This is a genomic window from Massilia sp. Root335 (genome assembly GCF_001425685.1).
GTDB classification, from domain to species: Bacteria; Pseudomonadota; Gammaproteobacteria; order Burkholderiales; family Burkholderiaceae_D; genus Telluria; species Telluria luteola.
The window spans coordinates 35,927-56,814 of sequence record NZ_LMCY01000062.1; the positions used below are offsets into that span (position 1 = coordinate 35,927).

Genomic DNA, 20,888 nt, shown 5'->3' on the forward strand with positions numbered 1-20,888 from the left:
CGCCCAGTTCCCCGTAGCACACATGGCGCTTGCCGTGGCTGACCGCCACCGCCTGCGGACGCCGGATCACCCATTGCTCGAACTTGTCGTGCAGGTTGCCGTTCGCCGCATGGCGTCGTGCGCGCGCCAGCTCCATGAGGCGCTCGCGCTGCTGCGGGCTGAGTGCGTCGAGCGGGTTCGGGGTGCTGTTCTGTTCTTTCATCGGATTCACCTCTTGAGGGTTCAAATGTTGTCCAGTTCGTCCAGGAGGGCGAGCAGGTGTTCGTCGTCGAGATCCGCGCCGCCGTCCGCGGGGCCGGCAGCCTCGTCGAGCGCGTCGTCGAGGCTGGCGACCAGGCCGTCGGCCAGGCCGGGCATGGCGGCCAGCAGGCGCACCACGTGGCGGACGATGCGTTCGCTTTGGGCGGCCGAGAATTCGCCGCTCTGGTACATCAGCTTGACCGTCATGCCGTCGCCCGGCATGAACACCAGGGTCAGGCCGGTGCCGGTGCTTTCCTGGCTGTGCAAGCCGGTCATGCGCAGCGTCGCCTGGGCATCGCGGATGCTGTCGACCGGATAGTTTTCGTACACGAGCGTGGTGTTGAACAGCTCGGCGCGCGTGCCGAAGGGCGACTGCGCCAGGATGTCGGGCAGCTGCAGGAACCCATGGTTCTGCCACTCGAGCTGCTGGTGGTGGGCGTCGCGCAGCCATTGGCGCAGCGGCTGGCCGGCGTCGACCTCCAGCGTGACGGGCAAGGTATTGATGAACGGTCCGACGGTGGCGTCGGCCCCGGCCAGCTGGGCCGGGCGGCCCGAGTTGACGGAACCGAAGCACACGCGTCCCAGCCCCGTGTACGTGTGCAGCACGTAGGCCCAGGCGCATTGCACCAGACTGTAGGGCGTCACCCCGACGGTGCGGGCCAGCGCCTCGAGCCGCGCCGTTTGATCGGCCTCGAGCTTGAGCTGGACCTGGGCCGGCTGCGAGGACGGGGCATGGCGCACGTCGGGCGCGATGATGCAGGGGGCTTCCTGCGGCGCCAGGCGGGCGCGCCAGTACGCCTTGGCGCCGGCCTCGTCCTGCTTGCCGAGCCATTGCACGTAATTCTTGAACGTCCGCGCCGCGGGTTCGCCGCGCAGCTCGCCGCCCGCGTAGCTGTCCAGCAAGGAGCGGAATACCAGCGGCACGCTCCAGCCGTCGATGATGGCGTGGTGGGTCGTCCACAGCACCCGGTGGCAGCCCGGCGTGAGGCGCCACACGGCGACCCGGCTCAGGGGCGCCTGCGCCATGTCGAAGCCGCGCCCGCGGTCGGCCCCGGTGAACTGTGCGATGACGGCTTCCTGCTCGGTCGGCGGCAGCGCCGCCAGGTCTTCGTAGAAGAACGGCAGCGTCACGCTCTCCGGCGCCATCTGCAGCTGGGCGATGCCGCCCTGGCGCGGCACGACGAAGGCGGTGCGGAACACGTCGTGCCGGTGCGGCAGGGTTTCCCATGCATGCTGCAGGCGCGGAAGATCGAGTTCGCCTTCGATGTCGAAGATGAGCTGGTTGACGAAGGCCGCGTTGTGCCCGGCGCTGTCGCGCATCGAGCGGAACAGCATGCCCTGCTGCGATCCGGTGGCCGGATACGCGTCGCGCATGGCCGGCCACCGCAACTGCCATTGATCGAGCTCGGCCTGGTCGGTCGCCAGCGGCGCGACGTCGCTCGGGGTCAGCCCGGTGAGCGGCCGTTCCTGCCAGCAGCCGACCAGTTCGGCGAGGGCGCGCTCGAAGGCGCCGGCCAGCGCGGCGATGCGGGCGCCATCCACGTGGCGCCGGTTGTACTTGATGGAAAAGCGCAGCCGCCCGCCGGAGACCAAACCGTCGAAGGCCAGCGGCGCGGCGCGGCGGCGGCGCGGCGAGACGTTGTCGCCCGACGCTTCCGGCGCCGGCGCGAACAGGGCGCCGGCGCCGACCACCTGGTCGAACTGGCCGAGATAGTTGAACATCACCGCGCCGGCGCGGAACGCGCTGTCGTCGAGCCCGGTCGCGGGCCGGGCCAGGTGCTTGAGCGCACCGAAGTGTTCGCCCTTGGCCGGCACCCGGCGCAGCACCTCCTTGGTGTCGCGCAGCAGCGCGGCCGGGTCGCCCTCGACGCCGCCGAACAGGACCGGGTACATGGCCGTGAACCACCCGACGGTGTCGCCGATGTCGAGCACGTCGCCGAGCGCGGCGCGCCCGTGGCCCTCCATCAGCACGGCCAGCGGCGCCTGGCCGCGCCAGTCGTCGAAGGCCAGGCGCAGCGCGGCCAGCAACACCTCGTCCACGTTCATGCGGTAAGCCCGTCCGCAGCCGGCCAGCAGCTGCTCGGTCAGCGCCTGCGGCAGCACCACGGTGGTCGAGCCTTCGTCGGCCACGAGGTCGTCCTCGTCCGGGCCGCGGTCCGGGGCCGCCGGGGCGGCCGCCAGCACCGCCTGCCAGTACGGCAGCTCGGCCAGCATGGCCGGCGTGCCGGCCAGGTCGCGCAACGCGTCGACGGCGCGCTGGAAGGTGGCGGGCCGGGCCGGCAGCGTGACCGGCTGGCCGGCCGCGGCCTGGCGGTAGCCCGTTTCCACGTCCTGCAACAAGGCGCGCCATGAGACGCCGTCGACCACGAGGTGATGGGCCACGATCAGGAGGCGCGCGCCGCCGTCGGGCAGCGCGAAGTGCGCGAACTTCAGCAACGGGCCTTCCAGCGACAGCGAACGCTGGACGCGGTTCGCCTCGCGCAGGAAGGCGTCGGCCGGCGCGGGGTCGGCGGCGTCGATGACGACCCGGCACACGCCGGCGGCCGGCGCCACGTCCGCCGGCGCGCGGTAGTGCGCGCTCCAGCCGTCGCCGTCGCGCACGAAGCACAGGCGCAGCGCGTCGTGGCGCGCGTGCAGCGCGGCCAGTACCGGTTCGATCAGCGCGGGATCGAATCCGGGGCCGACGTCGAGCAGTACCGACTGGTTGAAGTGATGCGGGTCCGGGCTGCCGTCGGCGAGCAGTTCGCGCTGCATCGGATGCAGCAGTTGCGCGCCATGCGCCGGGCGGGCATCCGCTTCCGGGTGCTCGACGACTTCCATCAGGCGCGCCATCGCCTCGACGGTCGGTTCGGCATAGAAATCCTTGACCGAGAACTTCAGCCCTTCGCGGCCCAGGTGGGCGCTGAGCTTGAGCAGCAGGATCGAATCGGCGCCGAGCGAAAAGAAATCCTGGTCGATCGACGGCGGGGCAATCTGGAGCACCGTGCACCAGGCGTCGAGGACCCGCTGCTCCATCGCGTTGCCCGGCAACTTGCGCGGCGCCGCGTGGCCGGCCGCTGCCTGCGCCAGCGCCGCCAGGTCGGGACGGCCGTCCGGCAGGCGCGGGATCTGCGCCAGCGCCAGCACGGCGTGCGGCGGCACGGCCGCGGGGAGCACGTCCGCGAGGAACCGGCGCGCCGCATCCGCATCGGGCGCCGCCGCGCCGGGCACCGGGACGGCATAGGCGACGAGGCGCTGGTCGACGATCCGTACCACCGCTTCCGCAATGGCCGGATGCTGCGCCAGCGCGGCCTCGATCGGCGCCAGCGCGATCGGGTAGCCGTGCAGCAGGGCGAGGTCGTCGAGCGCGCCGAGCATCTCGAGCCGGCCGTCCGCGCGCCAGCGCGCGCACTGGCCCGTGCCCGCCGTGCGCCCATCGGGCCCGCTCACATGCAGTTCGCCGTGCACGCCGATCGGCGCCGGCATGCCGGCCCGGTCGAGCACCTGGCGCCCGGCGCCATCCGCGTCCTGCCACCGGTCGAGCAGGACGCGCTCCGCGCCGGCGACGATGTCGAAGCCGAGCACGGGACGGTCGGCGCCGTCCGGCAGGGCGGCCAGCAGCGCTTCCAGCTGGTCGGCCATGCGTTCGATGGTCGCCGGCTCGAACAGGTCGGTGTCGTAGTACCAGTTGGCGAACAGGCCGTCGGGCGATTCGGCCATGATCAGGGTCAGGTCGACCTTGGCGGCGACGGTTTCCTCGACGCGTTCGAGTTCGAGTCCGTCGATCGACAGCGTGCCGCGCTCGTAGTTCTGCAGCGCGAACAGGACCTGGAACAACGGCGCATGGCTGCGCGAGCGCGCCGGCGCCAGCTCCTCGACCAGCATCTCGAACGGCACGTGCTGGTGTTCGAACGCGGACAAGGCCATCCGGCGCGTCTGGTCCAGCAGCTGGGCAAAGCTCGGATTGGCCGACAGGTCGGTGCGCAGCAGCAGGGTGTTGACGAAGAAGCCGATCAGCGGTTCGAGCGGCTTGTGCATGCGTCCCGCGATCGGCGTGCCCATCACGATATCGTCGCTGTTGCCCAGGCGTCCCAGCAGCAGCGCGAACGCGGCCTGCAAGGTCATGAACAGCGTGGCGCGGTGCGCCTGGCTGAAGGCCTGCAGGCGCGCCAGCAGTTGCGGCGCCAGGGTGCGCTTGAGCAGCGCGCCGGCATGCCTGGACACGGCCGCGCGCGGCTTGTCGAGCGGCAGGCTGTGGACCGCCGGGATGCCGGCCAGGCGCGCGCGCCAGAAGTCGAGCTCCTGCTCGAGCAGCGGCCCGACCAGCCAGTTGCGTTGCCACGCGGCGAAGTCGGCGTACTGCAGCGACAGGGGCGCGAGCGCCGGCTCGGTGCCGGATGCCAGCGCGCGATAGAGTTCGGCGAACTCCTTGACCAGGATGACTTCGGACCAGCCGTCCGAGACGATATGGTGGGCGTTGAACAGCAACAGGTGCTGGCGCTCGGCGAGACGGACCAGCGTCACGCGCAGCGGCAGTTCGGCCGTCAGGTCGAACGCGCGCCGGGCGTCGGCGTCCACCAGCGCGCGCTGGCGTCCGGCGCGCTCGCCGGCCGGCAGCGCCGCCAGGTCGAGGCGGGCGATCGGGACCGGCTGAGGCGGACGGATGACCTGCAGGGCTTCGCCGTCGGTTTCGCAGAACACGGTGCGCAGCGACTCGTGGCGCGCCACCAGGCGGTCGAGCGCGCCCTGCAGGGCGTCGAGGTTCAGCGCGCCGTTGAGGATGAAGGGCGCCGGCATGTTGTACTGGGCGCTGCCGCCGCCGAGGCGGTCGATCATCCACAGCCGGCGCTGCTGGAACGACATCGGGATCGGCGCGCCGCGGTCGGCCGCCACCAGCGCCGGATAGCGCGCGCTGCCCGTGTCGGCCTGTTCGACCAGGCGCGCCAGCGCGGCGACGGTGGGGTCTTCGAACAGTGCGTGCATCGCGATGTCGGCGCCGAACGCCTCGCGCACGTCGGCCAGCACGCGGGTGGCCAGCAGCGAATGCCCGCCCAGGTCGAAGAAATTGTCGTCCGCGCCGATGCGATCGAGCTTGAAAATGGCGCACCACAGCGCGGCGAGACGTTGCTCGGTGTCGCCGCGGGGCGCCACGAACGGCGTGGACAGGTCGGGGCGGGGATGGCAGATCGTGCGCGGCGCCGGAGCAGGTACATCGTGCGCCGCGGCCGGCGCCTGCCGCGTGCCGGCGACCTGGTCGTACACGGTGGGTGCGAAGGCATAGGTCGGCAGCGCGATGAACGGGCCCTCGATGTCGGCCGACACGGCGTCCCAGCGCAGGCTGGCGCCGTCGGCGTACAGGTGGCCGAGCGCGCGCAGCAGGAAGGCGTCGTCGGCGTCGTCCTGGCGCGGGTGGCGCACGGCCTGCAGGCACAGGTGGCTGTCGTCGCAATCCTCGTGACTGCGCACGAACGTGGCGAGCGCGTTGCCCGGACCGATTTCGACGAAGGTGTGCGGGCCTTGCCGCTGCAGGGCGCCGATGGCGTCGGCGAAGCGTACCGCGCCGCGCAGGTGGCGGCACCAGTAGGCCGGATCGAGCGCGTCGGCTTCGGTGACGGGCGCGCCGGACAGGTTCGACATGAAGGGGCGCCGCGGCGCCCGGCGCGGCGTGGCGTCGACCGCGGCGCGGAACTCGGCCAGGACCCCGTCCATCATGCGCGAGTGATAGGCATGCGACGTCTTCAGGCGGGTGCAGGCGACGCCGTCGGCCGCCAGGCGGGCCTCGAGCGCGGCGATGGCCGGCAGCGGTCCGCTGACCACCGTCAGGGCCGAACTGTTGACGGCCGCCAGGTCGAGGCTGTCGCCGAGCCAGGCGCCGATGGCCGATTCCGGCAGCCGCACGCTGAGCATCGCGCCCGGCTCGGCGCCCGCCATCAGGCGCCCGCGCCGGCACACCAGCGCGAGGGCGTCGGGCAGCGTGAACACGTCCGCCAGGCAGGCCGCGACGAACTCGCCCAGGCTGTGCCCGATCATCATCGCCGGTTCCACGCCCCAGCCCATGAGGGTGCGGGCCAGCGCGTATTCGACGATGAACAGCAGGGGCTGCGCCAGCGCGGTATCGGCGGCTTCGGCATGCCGGTCGCCGGCCGGATCGGCCAGCAGCAGGTCGCGCACGCGGGCGGACAGGGCCGGCTCGAGCAGCGCCAGGCAGGCGTCCACGTGCGCGCGGTACTGCGGCTCGCGCGCATACAGCTGGCGCGTCATGCCCGGGTATTGCGCACCCTGGCCGCTGAACATGAAGACGACGGGGCGCTGCCGCGGCGCCGGCGCGGCGGCGCCGTTCGCGACGTCGTCGAGCTGCGCCAGCAATTGTTCGCGCGTGGCGGCCACCAGCGGCCGGCGCACGGCGAAGTGGCGGCGCGCCTGCTGCAGCGTGCGCGCCACCGCGTCGAGCGACGGCGCCCCGGCGCCGAGCGCGCGGCGCAGCTTCGCGGCGTAGCGGCGCAACGCCTGCGGGTCGCGTGCGGACAGCGGCACCAGGCGATGGCGGCCGGCGTCGGCCGAGGCCGCGCGCCGCTCCACGTATTGTTCGACGATGGCGTGGGCGTTGGTGCCGCCCACGCCGAAGGCGCTCACGCCGGCACGCAGCGGGCGCGCGGGTTGCTCGAGCGGGGTGAGCGCAGTGTTGACGGCGAAGCCGCCGCGTTCGAATGCGATCAGCGGATTCGGCCGCGCGTAGTGCAGGGACGGCGGCAGCACCCCGTGGCGGACCGCCAGCACGGCCTTGATGAAGCCCATGATCCCGGCGGCGGCGTCGAGGTGGCCGATATTCGACTTGACCGAGCCGATCAGGCATGGCGCCGCGCCGTCGCGCGCGCCGTAGGCCTGGCCCAGCGCCTCGACTTCGATCGGGTCGCCGATGCGCGTCGCGGTGCCGTGGCATTCGACGAAATCGATGTCGCCGGACGCGACTTGCGCCAGGTCCAGCGCGCTGCGGATGACCCGGCTCTGGCCCGCCACCGACGGCGCGGTGTAGCCGACCTTGTCGTTGCCGTCGTTGTTGATGGCCGACGCCTTGAGCACCGCGTGGATCGGATTGCCGTCGGCGATCGCATCGTCCAGGCGCTTGAGCGCCACGATGCCCACGCCCTGGCCCGGCACGGTGCCGTTGGCCTGCGCGTCGAACGCGCGGCAGTGGCCGTCCGGCGACTGGATCATGCCTTCGTGGTAGGCATAGCCCTTGACCACGGGCGACACGCACACGCCGCCGGCCAGCGCCACGTCGCAGTCGCCGCTGAGCAGTCCCTGGGCCGCCATGTGCAGCGCGACCAGCGACGTCGAGCAGGTGCTGTCGATGCCGATCGCCGGCCCCTTGAGGTTCAGCCGATACGACACGCGGGTGGGAAAGAACTCGCGCTGGTACAGCATCTTGAGGTCGTAGATCTCGCCGATCTTGTCGCCCACGTGCTGCGCCACCGCGCGCAGCCAGTTCATGTTCTGGCTCGAGCCGGCATACAGGCCGATGGCGCCGGCGGCCAGTTGCGGGTCGCAGCCGCCCGCCTCGAGCGCCTCCCAGCAGCACTCGTGCAGCAGGCGCAGCTGCGGGTCCATGAATTCGGCTTCGCGCGCCTTGTAGTCGAAGAAGTCGGCGTCGAACCCAAACCGTTCGTCGAGGCAGCCGGCGGCCTTGACGTAGGCCGGGTTGGCGATATCGGCCTCCGGCACGCCGTACTCGCGCAGGGTGTCGTCGTCGAAGAACCGGATCAGTTCCTCGCCGCGGCACAGGTGGCCGAAGAATTCCTCGGTGTCGGCCGCGCGCGGCAGCCGGAGCGCCATGCCGACCACGGCGATTTCGAGTCCGGTCGTATGGGTCTGTTTCATCGTGCACCTCGTTGTGCCAAGCGCGCCGCCAGGCGGCTCTTGCTGCGTTTCGGAAGATCGGTCTCGGCCGCCGCGTGGCGGCTGCGTTCGTTGATGTGGGCCGCCATGGCGCGCACGGTCGGATGCTCGAAATAGCTCACCACGCTCAGGTCCTGCTCGAGCACCAGGTTGGCCTTGCTGGCGATTTCGATCAGGTGCACCGAACTGCCGCCCAGGTCGAAGAAATTGCGCTCGACGCTGATCCGGTCGCGCCCCAGCACTTGCCGCCAGATGTCGGCCAGCGCCGTTTCGACGGGGCCCTCGGGCGCGATGACGATGTCGTCGTCGCGGTTCCAGACGGGCGGCGGCAACTGCTTGCGGTCGACCTTGTTGTTGGGCGACAGCGGGAACGCATCGAGCACCACGTAATAGGCGGGCACCATGTAGTTGGGCAGCAGCGACGCGAGGTGCAGGCGCAGGCGCGCGCCGAGCGCGGCGGCGTCTTCCTGCCCGTCGGCATCGAGTTGGACGTACGCCACCAGCTGTTGTATGCCGGTCGCGTCCTTCAGCACCATCACCACTGCGTCGGCCACTCCGGCGGCACGGGTGAGTGCCGCCTCGATGTCGCCCAGCTCGATCCGGAAGCCGCGCAGCTTGACTTGCAAGTCCTTGCGGCCGATAAATTCAATATTCCCGTCGGGGAGGTAGCGCCCGAGGTCGCCCGTCTTGTAGACGCGGTCGTGCAGCGCGTCGTGCACGACGAAGCTGGCGGCGGTACGCTCGGCGTCGCCGTAATAGCAGCGCGCCACGCCGATGCCGCCGATGTGCAGTTCGCCCACCACGCCCACCGGACAGGGCACGAGGTCGTCGGTGAGCACATAGAACGCCTGGTTCGCGAGCGGCTTGCCGTAAGGGACGCTCTTGCGTTCGCCCATGTCCGACACGATCGGATAGCTGATCGACCACACCGAGCCTTCGGTCGCGCCGCCCAGGCTGTGCATGGCCACGCCCGGGAAGACGGCGGCGATGCGGGCCGGCAGGGTCGGCGCGATCCAGTCCCCGCTCATCATCAGCACCCGCAATGCGCCGCCGCCGCGGCGCGCGCGCCATTCGTACTGGGCGGTCAGCAGCTCGGCCGAGGCCGGCACGGAGTCCCACAGGCTGATGCGCTCGCGCTCGACCAGCCCGGCCCAGTGCGCCGGGTCCTTCTGGCGCGCTTCGTCCGGGAACACCACGCGTCCGCCGGCCGCGAGCAGGCCGAACATGTCGTAGACCGACAGGTCGAACGACAGCGCCGACACGGCCAGCACGGCGTCGTCCGGTCCCACGCGGTAGCGCTGGTTGATGTCGAGGCAGGTATTCACCGCCGACCGGTGCTCGATCGCCACGCCCTTGGGCTTGCCCGTGGAGCCGGACGTGAAGATCACGTAGGCCAGGCTGGACGGTGCCTGCACGCTGGCGAAGCCCGCGAGCGCGGCCGCCGCGGCGTCCGGCGCCAGCGGCGCCTGCGCCGCCGGGTCGATCCGGACGGCGCCGTGCGTGATGCCTTCGGCCAGCGCCGCGCCGGCCAGCAGCACGCGTGCGTTGCCATGTTCCAGCACCTGGTCGATGCGCGCCGCCGGCCAGCCCGTGTCGAGCGGCAGGTAGGCGGCGCCCGCCATCATGATGGCCAGGGCGGCCGCCAGCTGCAGGCGGCCCTTGGGCAGCAGGATCGCCATCAGCGTTTCCGGTTCGGCCGCGTGCGGACGCAGGCGCGCCGCCAGCGCCGCGGCATGCGCGAACAGCTCGCCGTACGTCTGGCTGCCATGCTCGTCGACGACCGCGATCGCGTCCGGCGTGGCCCGCGCCTGCGCCACGAACAGGTCGTGCAGACACTGTTCGTACGGCAGCGCCATGGCGGTGTCGTTCCACTGGCGCAGCATCTTGTCGGCCTCGGCCGGCGGCAGCAGGTTCAGCGCCTGCAGGCGGGTCGCGCCGGACGCGACGACCGTGTGCAGGATCTGTTCGTAGGCGTCCGCCATGCGCGCGATCGTCGCCGCGTCGAACAGGTCGGTGTTGTAGGTCCAGGTCAGCTCCAGGCCGCCGGCGCGTTCGTTCGCATTGAGCAGCAGGTCGAACTTGGCCATCACCACGTTGCGCTCGACCGGGCGCATCGCCAGCGACGGCAGCGCGAACGCCGTCTGTTCCTGGCTCTGCAGCACGAACATGATCTGGAACAGCGCCGGATGGCTCAGGCTGCGTTCGGGCTTGAGCGCGTCGACGAGCATCTCGAACGGCACGGCCTGGTGCTCGAAAGCCTCCAGCACGGTGCCGCGGGTGCGGGCCAGCATGTCGTCGAAGCTCGGGTTGCCCGCCAGGTCGCTGCGCAGCACCAGGGTGTTGAGGAAGCAGCCGATCAGTCCTTCCAGGCTTTGTTGCGAGCGCCCGGCCGCCGGGGTGCCGATCACGATGTCGTGCTCGTTGCTCCAGCGCGCCAGCAGGGCCGCCAGCACCGTCTGCAGGGTCATGAACAGCGTCGCGTCGCGCTTGCGGGAATACTCCTTGAGCGAGGCGAGCAGGCCGGACGGCACCTGGCGGGTGAGCAGCGCGCCGTTGTAGGTCTGGCGGACCGGGCGGGGCTTGTCGAGCGGCAGGCTGTGCACCTGGGGCACGCCTTGCAGCCGGCGCTGCCAGTACGCGGTGTCCGCCGCCAGCACGTCGTCGGCGAGGGTATGGCGTTGCCAGTGCGCGAAATCGGCGTACTGGATGGGCAAGGGTGCGAACGCCGGCGTGCCGCCCTCGGCGAAGGCGCGGTACGCCTGGACGAATTCGGTCGTCAGCAGGTTGATCGACCAGCCGTCGGAAGCAATGTGGTGCATGTTGAACATCAGCACGTGGCGCTCGGGCGCCAGGCGCAGCACCTGCGCGCGCAGCATCAGGTCGGCGCCGAGGTCGAACGGCGCGGTGGCGTCGGCGCGCAGCAGGCGCTCGACTTCGGCGGCGCGGGCGGGCGGCGCCAGGTGCGACAGGTCGGTCAGCCCGACCGCCACGTCGGCGGCGGGCTGCACGCACTGGACCGCATGGCCGTCGCGTTCGGCGTACGTGGTGCGCAGCACCGCATGCCGCGCGACGATCGCCGTCAGGCTGCGGCGGCAGGCGTCGAGGTCGAAGCGGCCGGCCAGCTCGAAAGCGGCCGGCATGTTGTACTGGACGCTGGCGCCTTCGAGACGGTCGATCAGCCACAGGCGATGCTGCGCGAACGACAACGGCAGGTCGGCGCCGGCGGCCAGCGGCACGATCGGCGGCAGCGCGCGCCCGCGCGGCATGGCGTCGAGGACCTGGGCGAGCTGGGCGATGGTCGGGCCGGCGAAGAAGGTGGCCAGCGCCAGTTCGGCCCCGAGCCGTTCGCGGATCGCGCTGATGACGCGGATCGCCAGCAGCGAATGGCCGCCCAGCGCGAAGAAGTTGGCGTGGACCGACAGGCCGCTCTTGCCGAGGATCGTGCTCCAGATGGCCTCGAGCGCATGTTCCGTGGCCGTTTGCGCGCCCCGGCTGCGTTCTTCCTGCCCATCCTGTGGCGGCGCCGGCAGGGCGCGGACGTCGAGCTTGCCGCTGGCCGTCAGCGGCAGCGCCGGCATCTCGACGAACGCCGCGGGCAGCATGTATTCCGGCAGGCTGATGCGGCAGTGCGCCGCCAGCTCGTCCGCGCCCACCGCCGCGCCATGGGCGACGACGTAGGCCAGCAGCGACTCGCCGTCCGGCGCCGGCACGACGGCCGCCTCGGCGACGCCCGGGTGCGCGGCGAGCACTTCTTCGATTTCGCCGGGCTCGATGCGGTAGCCGCGCAGCTTGACCTGGGCATCGCTCCGGTACAGGTAGGCCAGGGTGCCGTCGGGACGCCAGCGCACCATGTCGCCGGAGCGGTAGAAGCGTTCGCTCCCGTCCGCACCCGGCAGGGCGATGAATTTGTCGGCGTCGAGTTCCGGCCGGTTCAGGTAGCCGCGCGCCACGCCGGGACCGCCGATGCAGCATTCGCCGATGGCGCCGGGCGGCACTTCCTGCAGGCGGGCGTCGAGGACCCTGACCTTCACGCCCGCCAGCGGCCGGCCGATATGCGGCACCGTGCCGGCCTCGATGCGCGCCCAGGTGGCGTCGACCGTCGTTTCGGTGGGGCCGTAGACGTTGATGGCGACCCGGCCGGCGCGCGCCATCGCGGCGGCGATGCCGTCCCACAGCGCGCCGTTGATCGGTTCGCCGCCGACGAGCAGGTGCGGCAGGGCGCGCGGACGGCGCGCGTCTTCCTGCAGCACGAGTTCGAGCAGGCTCGGGGTGCCGTCGAGCATGTCGATGCCGTGCAGCCGCATGTAGTCGAGCAGCAGCGCCGGCGACGTGCGCAGGTGTTCGGACAGGATGTGCAGTTCGCCGCCCGCGCCCAGCTGGGCCACCGCCTGCAGGGAGGCATCGAACACGAGCGGCGCGTTCCAGGCCCAGCGCAGCGCTTCCGGCACGCCGTTTGCGCGCAGCATCAGCGCCAGTGCCTGGCCCAGGTGGCTCAGGCTGTCGTGCTGCACCATGACGCCTTTCGGGCGTCCGCTGCTGCCCGACGTGTACAGCACATAGGCCAGCGCGGCGGGCTGCGCCAGGTCGGGCGCATCGCCGTAGCCGGCCAGCCAGTCGTCGTCGGCGGCGGCGCCGTCGAGGAACATCAGGTCGATGGCCGGCAGGTCGAAGCGTTCGAGCGTCTGGCGGGTGCCGAGCACCATGGTGGCGCCGGTGTCGGCCACGATGAAGGACTGGCGCGCCGCCGGGGCCTGCGGGTCGATCGGCACATAGGCCGCGCCGGCCTGCCAGATGCCGAGCACGGCGATGAGTTGCTCGGCCGAGCGCGGGCAGCAGATGCCGACCCGGTCGCCCGGCGCGATCCCTTGCTCGGCCAGGCAGCTCGCCAGGCGCCCGGCACGGGCGGCCAGTTGGCCGTAGCTGAGCACGGCGTCGCCGCTGCGCACCGCCACGCGTTCGGGGTGGCGCAGCGCGGCGTCGCGGAACTGGCGCAGCATGGTGTCGCGCGGCGCCGGCAGCGTGACCGGGCAGGCGTAGCCGGCCAGGCGCGCGCGCTGTTGTTCTCCGACCAGGTTCAGCGCGCCGACGGCAGCGCCGGCACCGCCGGCCAGCGCATCGAGCAGCACCCCGAAGCTGTCGGACCAGGCACCGATGGTGGCGTCGTCGAACAGGTCGCGGTTGTAGACCCAGTTGAAGTCGATCGCGCCGTCGCGCTCGGTCGCGCTGAGCATCAGGTCGAACTTGGCCGCGACCTCGTCGCGCGCGACTTCGGTGATGGCCAGGCCCGGCAGGTCGAGCTTGCCCACTTCCATGTTCTGCAGCACGAACCAGAGCTGGAACAGCGGCAGATGGCTGGCGCTGCGCGGCGGATTCAATTCCTCGACCAGCAGGTCGAACGGCAGCGCCTGGTGTTCGAACGCGTCGAGCACCATGGCGCGGCTGGCGCCGAGATACTGCTCGACCGTGGCGTCGGGCTCGATGCGGTTCCTCAGCACGACCGTGTTGACGAAGCAGCCGACGAGGGCGTCGAGTTCCGGCCGGTCGCGCCCGGCGACCGGCGTGCCGACGACGACCTCGGCTTCGCCGCTCACGCGCGCCAGCAGCAGCGCGTAGCAGGCCTGCAGCAGCATGAACAGCGACATCTCGTGGCGCCGCGCCAGCGCGTTCAGCGTGCGCGTCAGCGCGGGTTCCGCGCGGGTGCGGATGACGGCGCCGCGGGTGGTGATGCGCGCCGGGCGCGGGCGGTCGAGCGGGAGCCCATGCAGCTGCGGCAGCTGGTCCAGCTGGCCGCGCCAGTAGCCGGCCAGCGCGGCGTAGCGATCGGGCGCCAGTTGCGCGCGCTGCCATTGCGCGTAGTCGGCATACTGGACCGGCAGCGGCGCCAGCGCCGCGGCGCCGCTGCCGCAGGCCGCGCGGTAGAGCGCACCCAGGTCGCGGATCAGGACCCCGACGGACCAGCCGTCGGAGGCGATGTGGTGCATGTTGAACAGCATCCGGTAGGCGCACGCGTCCATGCGCACCAGCGTGATCCGGAATACCGGGCCCGCGGCCAGGTCGAAATCGGCGTGGGCCTGCGCCAGCAGGCGTTCGGCGGCGGTGACGGCTCGTTGCGTGGCCGGCAGCGCGCGCAGGTCGTGGTAATCGATGGTGCTGTCGACGACGGGCGCGATGACCTGGACGGCGGCGCCGTCGACTTCGCGATACGTGGTGCGCAGCACTTCATGGCGCTGCACCAGCGCGTCGACGGCCGACTGCAGGGCCGGCACGTCGAGTTCGCCGTCGAGGTCGAAGCAGGCCGGCATGTTGTACTGGTTGCTGCGGCCCTCGACGCGGTCGATGAACCACAGCCGCTGCTGGGCGTACGAGGCGGCGAGGACGCCGTTGCGGTCGGCGCGCGCCAGCGGGGCCGGGCCGCCGCCGGCCTGCTGCGTCGCCAGCCATTGCGCCAGTGCGCGCACGGTCCCGAGCTGGAACAACTGGCGGATCGGCAGCGCGTGGCCGGTGGCCGCCTGCAGCGCGCTCGCCATCCGGATCGCCAGCAGCGAATTGCCGCCCAGGTCGAAGAAATTGTCTTCGGCGCCGATCTGCTCGCGCTGCAGGATCTTGCACCAGACCGCGGCCAGGGTTTGTTCCAGCGCGCCTTCGGGCGCCACGTAGGCCTGGGCGATATAGTCGGATGCGGCCGGCGCCGGCAGGGCGCGCTTGTCGACCTTGCCGTTGGCCGTCACGGGCATCGCGTCCAGCGCGACGAAGGCCGCCGGCACCATGAAGCGCGGCAGTTGCTCCTGCGCGTGGGTGCGCAAGGCGGCGCCCAGTTGCGCGCCGCCGCCGCCGGGGCTGAAGTAGGCGACGAGCTGGTGCGCGTCGCGGATCACGACGCACGCTTCGCGGACGCCCTCGAACGCCAGCAGGCAGCGTTCGATTTCGCCGAGCTCGATCCGGTAGCCGCGGATCTTGACCTGCTGGTCGGCACGGCCCAGGAATTGCAGGACGCCGTCGCGCTGCCAGCGCACCAGGTCGCCGGTGTGATAGAGCAGGCGGCCGCTGCCGGCGTCGCGGACGAATTTTTCCGCCGTCAGCGCGGGGTCGTTCCAGTAGCCCAGTGCCACGCCCGCGCCGGCCGCGCACAGTTCGCCGATGGCGCCGACCGGCAAGGCCTGGCCGCGCGCGTCGAGCACGAGCACGTCGGTGCCGGCCACCGGGCGGCCGATCGGGACCGGGCGCCCGGCCGGCCAGTCGCGGCCGATCGGATGGCACGCCGTGAACGTGGTGTTTTCGGTCGGGCCGTAGCCGTTGACGATGGCGACCTGGTCCAGCTTCTCGTACAGGCGGCGCACGATCGCCGGCGACACGACCTCGCCGCCGGTGAGCACGTGGCGCAACCTCGGCAGCGGACGGTCGAGCTGCTCGACCCATTGCTCGAACAGGGCGGTCGTCAGCCACATGGCATTGACCCGTTCGCGTTCGATGAAGGCGGTCAGCTCCGCCAGGTCGAGCACGCCGTCGGGATAGATCGCCAGCGTGCCGCCGTTCAGCAGCGGGCCCCAGATTTCCAGCGTCGACGCATCGAAGCCGACGGTGGCCAGCTGCAGCATGACGGTGCCCGCGTCGAGCGGCATGAAGTTGGCATTGCGCACCAGGCGCAGGATCGCGCGCGTCGGGATCGCCACGCCCTTGGGCGCGCCGGTGGAGCCGGACGTGTACATCAGGTAGGCCAGCCGTTCGGCATCGGCGGGCGGCGGCGCGAACGCGGCCGGCGCACCCGCGCGCAGGGCGTCGAGCGTGATGGCGGCGCTCGGGCTGCCGTCCAGGCGCTCCAGCAGCTTGCCGTCCGCCACCAGCAGGCGCGCGCCGCTGGCGCCGAGAATCTGGACGATGCGCTGCACGGGATAGTTGGCGTCGAGCGGCACATAGGCGGCGCCCAGGCGCACGATGCCCAGCAGGCAGGCGATCAGGTCGGTGCCGCGCGGCAGGTACAGCGCGACCCGGTCCGCCGCCGTCACCCCCTGGCCCGCGAGGCGCGCCGCGATCGCGCCCGCATCCCGGTCGAGCTCGGCATAGGTGACGCGCCGCTTGCCCGCGGCGAGGGCGATGCCGTCCGGGTTGCGCGCCGCTTCGCGCGCGAAGCACGCATACAGCGATTCGTCGCAGGCGCCCGCATCCGGGCCGTGCGCGTAGGCCGCGAAGAAGGCGTGGTCGGCGCCGGTCAGCAGGTTCAGCTCGCCGATCGGCCGGGTGGGCTCGGCCAGCAGGGCGTCGAGCATGGCGGTGAACTGGTCGGCCATCGCCGCGATGGTGGCCTCTTCGAACAGCGCGCTGGCGTATTGCCACTCGAGGCGGATGCCTGCGTCCGACTCGACCGCCGACAGCATCAGGTCGAACTTGGCATCGACATGGTCGCGTTCGACGCGCGTGACCTCGACGTCGGCCAGCTCCATGCGCTTCGATTCGGCTTCCTTGAGACTGAACACGATCTGGAACAACGGATGGTGCGCCAGGCTGCGTTCCGGGTTGAGCATGTCGACCAGCAGCTCGAACGGATAATGCTGCTGGCCGAACGCGCGGCTCACCAGCGCATGCGACTGCGCCAGGTAGCCTGGTGCCGGTTGCGAGAAATCGATGGTGTGGCGCAGCGCGATCAGGTTGGCGAACAGCCCGACGACGGGTTCGGTGTCGCCGTGGATGCGCCCGGACACCGGCGTGCCGATCACGACGTCGGCGCTGGCCGACAGGCGCGCGATGAACGACGCGAACAGGCTTTCCAGCGCGATGAACAGCGTGGTGCCGGCTTCGCGCGCCAGGCGCCGCAGGCCGTCGCGCTGGCCGGCATCCAGGTGGGCGACGATCTCGGCGCCGGCGTGGTCGGCGATGGCCGGGCGCGTCTTGTCGGTCATCAGCCCGTGCACCGGCGGCGCGTCGCGCAGCTGGTCGCGCCAGAACGCGGCGGCGTGCGCCATCTGGCCGTTGTCGACGAGGGCGCGCTGCCATTCGGCGTAGTCGCTGTAGGCGATCGCCAGCGGCGGGAGGGCGGCGGCGGCGCCGGCCTTGCGGGCGGCGTACAGCTGGCGCAGTTCGCGCATCAGGACGCCGATCGACCAGCCGTCACAGGCGATATGGTGGATATTCAGCACCAGCAGCGCCTCGTCCTCGTCCAGCAGGAGCAGGGTGGCGCGCAGCAGGCGGCCGGCGGCCAGGTCGAAGCGGTGGACGGCTTCGTCGCGCATGTGTTGCCGGACCCGGGCCGCGCGCGCCGCGCCGTCCAGCGCGCACAGGTCGTCGACCCGGGCGTCGAGCGTCCAGGCCGGGTCGGCGTGCTGGCGCACGTCGCCGCCGGCGTCGGTGAAGCGCGTGCGCAGCGCCGCATGGCGGTGGCCGAGCTGCTCCAGGCAACCGAGCAGTGCATCCTGGTCGAGACTGCCGCGCAGGCGGTAGGTGGCCACCATGTTGTAGTGGGCGCTGCCCTGCTCGATGCGGTCGATCAGCCACATCTGCTGCTGGCCGCACGACAGGCGCGCGCCCGCGGCGTCCGTGCGCGCTTCGATCGCGGGCAGCGTGGCGGCGGCATCGGCGCGCGCCTCGTCGATGCAGCGCGCCAGGTCGGCCAGCACCGGGTGCGCGAAGATGGTGTCGAGCGCGAGCCCGGACCACACGCGGCTGCGCACGCGGTTGAGCATGCGGGTGGCGAGCAGCGAGTGCCCGCCGATGTCGAAGAAATTGTCGGTGCGCGCGACGTGCGGACGCGCCAGCAGTTCGGACCAGATCGCCTGCAGCGCCGCTTCCGAAGCGCTGGGCGCCGGCGCGGCGTCGTCCTGGCCGGTCGCCGGCGCCGGCAGCGCGGCCGCGTCGGGCGTGCCGTCGGCCAGCAGCGGCAGCGCGGCGACATTGACCACCGTCCTGGGCAGCAGGAAGTGCGGCAGGCGCAGGCGCAGTTGCCGCATCAGCGCGTCGGACGCCGCGCCGGACACCACGTACGCGACGAGGGCGCCGTCGGCGCCGGCGGCCGGGTCGAACACGACCGCCGCGGCCGCGACGTCCGGCAGCGCGCGCAACGCGCTTTCGGTCCGGCGCGGATCGACTTCGAAGCCGCGCCACATGAGGCGCTGGTCGGTGCGGCCGCCGAAGAGCAGGGCGCCGTGATGGTCGATCCGCACGCGCAGGCCGGTGCGCACCGCACGCGCCGCCGCGGCGGACCCGTCCAGCGCGACGAACCGGCCGTGCGCCGGCGGCATGCCGGCGTAGCCGTCGGCGATGCCGGGGCCGGCAACGACCAGCTCGCCCCACGCGCCGGCGGGTGCCGGCGCGTCGCCTTGCAGGACCAGCAGGCGCGCGCCGCCGATGGCATGGCCGAGGCCTGGTGCGGGACCGTCGTGCGCCAGGCACGCAATGCCGCTCTCGAGCGGGCCGTGGAGGGCGACGACGCGGCAGGCGCCGACGACCGGCAACGGGGCGGCCGGATCGTGGCCGGCCAGGAACAGGACGGCGCGCGGCGCGGCTGCGAGTCCGGCGCGCAAGGCGTCGCACTGGGCCGGCGTGGCTTGCATGACGTCGACCGCGCCGTGCGGCAGCGGTTGCAGCGTGCCCGCGCCCGCGAGGGCGAGCAGCAGCATGGTGTTGAAGAAGCCGAGGCCGGCCACCGGCGCATAGCCGTACACGAGGCCGGGCGCCAGCGCGCAGCGTTGTCCAAGGGCGTCCGCGTAATGGGCCAGCTGGCCGTGCGTGAACGTCACGGGCAGGCCGTCGGCGCCGGGGAGCAGGGCCGCGGGGGCGTCCGGCGTCGGCGGCGCGTCCGTGGCGATGCCGGCGTAGTCGTCCAGCCAGTCGTCGTCCTCGATGCCTTGCAACAGCACCAGTTCCAGGTCGTGCAGTTCGAGCCCGTCGGCGCAGCCGGCGCTGGCCAGCAGCAGGTGCAGGCCGGCCTGCTGTCCGGGAGCCGCACCGGCGGCGACCGGCACGCATACGGCGGCGAGCTTCCACGTCGCCAGCGTGGCGACGAGCGCTTCGGCGCCGCAGCCGGCGCAGATGCCGACGCGGCTGCCCGGCAGTACGCCCAGTTCGCCCAGCAGCGCGGCGAGGCGGTCGGCGCGCTCGTCGGCGCCGGCACAGGTCATGGCGCCGATGGCCGCGGCGTCCGGACGGCGCGCGACCGACTGGCGCCAGGCGACGGGCAGCAGGGTGGCCGCGCGGGCCTCGGCGGCCAGGACCGGCGCCGCATCGAACGCGACGTGCGACAGCGGCAGGTCCGGCGCGCCGCATGCCGTGTGCAGCAGCCGGTCGAAATGCCCGGCGAAGCGCGCGATGGTGGCCGCCTCGAACAGGCCGCGGTCATATTCCCAGGTCAGGCGCAGCTGCCCGTTCTGGTGCTCCACCTCGAGCTTCAGGTCGTAGCGGCCCTGCGTGCGTTCGATGGCGCGCACGTCGGCCGCGAGGTCGTGCAGCGCGAGCGTGTCGGCGCGGCCTTCGTGCATCGAGAACCACAGCTGGTACAGCGGCGAGAACGCGAGGTTGCGCTCGACCTTGAGCTCGTCGACCAGCATGTCGAACGGCACGTCCTGGTGGGTCAGCACGAAGCCCAGGCTGGTCCTGGTGGCGGCGATCGCCTCGCGCAGGGTGTAATCCTGCGGCAGGCGGTTGCGCAGCACGACGGTATTCGAAAAATAGCCCGTCACCGCCTCGAATTCGCTGCGTTGGCGGTTGGCGGCCGGCATGCCGAACACCACGTCGGGCTCGTTGCCCAGCTTGTGCAGCAGGATCGAATAGAACGCCGCCATCACGCCGAACAGCGTGGTGTGCTCGGCCTTCGCCAGCGCCGCCAGCGCGGCGGCCAGCGTGCCGTCGAGCGCGTAGTCGAGGCGTTCGACGCCGGCGCGCGGCGCGGCCAGGCGGTCGCCGTCGCAGGGCAGCGCGTGCAGGCGCGGCGCGCCTTGCAGGAACTCGCGCCACTGCGCCAGCTTGGTGGCGAGGAACGGGCCCTGCATGCGCGTACGCTCCCAGCTGGCGTAGTCGAGGTACTGGTAGGGTGGCGCGTCCAGGGTCGGCGTGCGGCCGGTGGCGCACGCGTCGTAGATGCGGCAGAAGTCGGCGAACAGGATTTCCTGCGATCGGGCGTCGGAGGTGATGTGATGGGTCACCAGCAGCAGCACGTGGTGCGCGGGCGCGACGGCATACAGCGTGGCGCGGATCAGCGTGTCGTGCGCCAGGTCGAACGGGACGGCCACCGCCGCGCGCATCAGCGCCTCGACGTCGGCGCCCGCGCCGCAATCGACGTCGGCGCATTCCAGGCGCACGCCGCTGCGCACTTGCTGCCAGGGCTGGCCGTCGACGTCGACGAAGGCGGTGCGCAGGCTTTCGTGACGCTGCACCAGCGCGTCGAGTGCGCTGCCGAGTGCGGCGCGGTCGAGGCGGCCGCGCAGGACCAGCGCGATGCCGCCGTTGTAGGCGCCGTCGTTGCCGCCTTCGCGGGCGGCCAGTTGCTGCATGAACCACAGGCGCTGCTGGTTGAAGGAAGGAAGGTGCAATTGTTCGCGCTGGCCTGCCGCGACCGCGTGTACCTGCGCGCCCGCGCCGTCGTCGCGGCTCGCCCGGAGCAGCTCGATCAGCCCGGCCTTGTGCTCCTTGACGAGCGCCAGCAACTTGTCGTCGATGGCGGCCTTGTCGCCGACCAGCTTCAAGCGGTCGCCGTCGAGCTTGAGTTCGACCGACCTGGCGCGGCAATATGACAGCGCTTCAAGAATGTGCATTTGGTTTTCTTCCTATCGATTGCGGGCGTATCGGAT

At 72.0% G+C, this 20,888-nt stretch carries 3 protein-coding genes; all 3 read right to left on the minus strand.

Going from position 1 to position 20,888, the window contains the following annotated elements:
* Nucleotides 1-202, minus strand: a 202-nt coding sequence (locus ASC93_RS31555; protein WP_162251957.1) for a hypothetical protein, incomplete at its 3' end; no start/stop codon positions are given.
* A 20-nt stretch (nt 203-222) separates the two neighbouring features.
* The gene (locus ASC93_RS27495) at nt 223-8,097 is read right to left on the minus strand and encodes a type I polyketide synthase (RefSeq protein WP_056450262.1); all 7,875 of its coding nucleotides are present in this window, start codon (nt 8,095-8,097) and stop codon (nt 223-225) included.
* Nucleotides 8,094-20,852 (minus strand): non-ribosomal peptide synthetase, encoded by a 12,759-nt coding sequence (locus ASC93_RS27500; protein WP_056450264.1) that lies wholly within the window; start codon nt 20,850-20,852, stop codon nt 8,094-8,096. The genes ASC93_RS27495 and ASC93_RS27500 overlap by 4 nt, the downstream gene beginning before the upstream one ends.
* Nucleotides 20,853-20,888: the final 36 nt, after the last annotated feature.

Coding starts and splice junctions, on each gene's coding strand:
- ASC93_RS27495 (WP_056450262.1), bottom strand. CDS start 8,097: ATGAAACAGACCCATACGACCGGACTCGAAATCGCCGTGGTCGGCATG.
- ASC93_RS27500 (WP_056450264.1), bottom strand. CDS start 20,852: ATGCACATTCTTGAAGCGCTGTCATATTGCCGCGCCAGGTCGGTCGAA.